Source organism: Streptomyces triticirhizae (assembly GCF_003696235.1).
In the GTDB taxonomy this organism is placed as follows: domain Bacteria; phylum Actinomycetota; class Actinomycetes; order Streptomycetales; family Streptomycetaceae; genus Streptomyces; species Streptomyces triticirhizae.
In genome coordinates this window covers 1-1,085 of sequence record NZ_RFFJ01000404.1, presented here as the reverse complement: position 1 = coordinate 1,085, position 1,085 = coordinate 1, and the positions used below count along the sequence as shown (strand labels likewise).

At 69.2% G+C, this 1,085-nt stretch carries 1 protein-coding gene; it reads left to right on the top strand.

The genetic code is table 11. The annotated features are described in order from the left end of the window. Window positions 1-274 precede the first annotated feature (274 nt). On the top strand, window positions 275-1,084 hold the full coding sequence (locus tag EBN88_RS29965) for a transglycosylase SLT domain-containing protein (protein ID WP_122400092.1): 810 nt from the start codon (window positions 275-277) through the stop codon (window positions 1,082-1,084). Window position 1,085 lies beyond the last annotated feature (1 nt).

Sequence of the window (1,085 nt, the reverse complement as noted above, 5' to 3'; positions counted from 1 at the left end):
CGTGGTGGTTCGGTGGCTGTGGGGTGGGTTGGGGGTCCTGCCGGTGTGAGGGCCGGCACAGGCCGTTGGTCCTCTACGAGGCGCGGTCGTAGCGCCCCGGGAGGTGTGGGGACGGTGTCGGCGCGGGGTGTGGGATGGGTCGAAGGTCCCGGCGTGTGGGGGTGTTTTCGCAGGTCAGGGCTTTGCCACGGGGATGGTTGGCGGTGCATGTTGGGGGTCGGCCGCACACCAGCGACCACGCTCCACCGCCCCCTCCACGAAAGAGGACGCCTTCATGACCGCCAGCACCCACGGCACCTTCCGGACCATGACCCGTCCGGTCGTGATGGCCGGCATCGTGACCGTCGGCGCCACGGCCCTGACGCTCCCCTTCGCCACCACCGCCACCGCCGACGACACCCAGGCCGGCATCACCACCACCGCCGCCGACCAGACCACCGCCCCGGCCGCCTACACCCCCCACGGCCCCGACGGCCTCCTCGGCAAGCCCACCACCACCGACAACGGCGACAACGCCGACGCCGACAACAGCGACGACGGTGACGCCGAGGAGAGCGGCAAGCCCGCCGAGAAGACCACCCAGCCCGAGCCCCACAACGAGAACGAGGATGGGGCCAAGGGCGACGGCAAGCCCGCCGAGGGCGTCATCGACGGCCACGCCGACGGCTTCGACGCCGACACCGGCCGGGGCGAGGAGTACCACGAGGACGGCTCGCTGGTCGTCATCCCCCAAAGCCAGCAGCCCAAGCCCGAACCCGCCTCCAGCGAACAGATCGACAACTGGATCAGGGAAGCCCTCACCATCATGGAGAAGGAGGGCATCCCCGGCACCTACGACTCCATCCACCGCAACCTGATGCGCGAGTCCGCCGGCGACCCCCTGACCATCAACCTCTGGGACACCAACGCCGAACAGGACATCCCCTCCAAGGGCCTCCTCCAGGTCATCGACCCCACCTTCGAGCAGTACCACGTCGACGGAACCAGCAAGAACATCTACGACCCCGTCGCCAACATCACCGCCGCCTGCAACTACGCCGCCGACCGCTACGGCTCCATGGACAACGTCGACAGCGCCTACTGAC

Bases quoted from the DNA above. Each gene is read 5' to 3' on its own strand.
- EBN88_RS29965 (WP_122400092.1), top strand. From the start codon at position 275: ATGACCGCCAGCACCCACGGCACCTTCCGGACCATGACCCGTCCGGTC.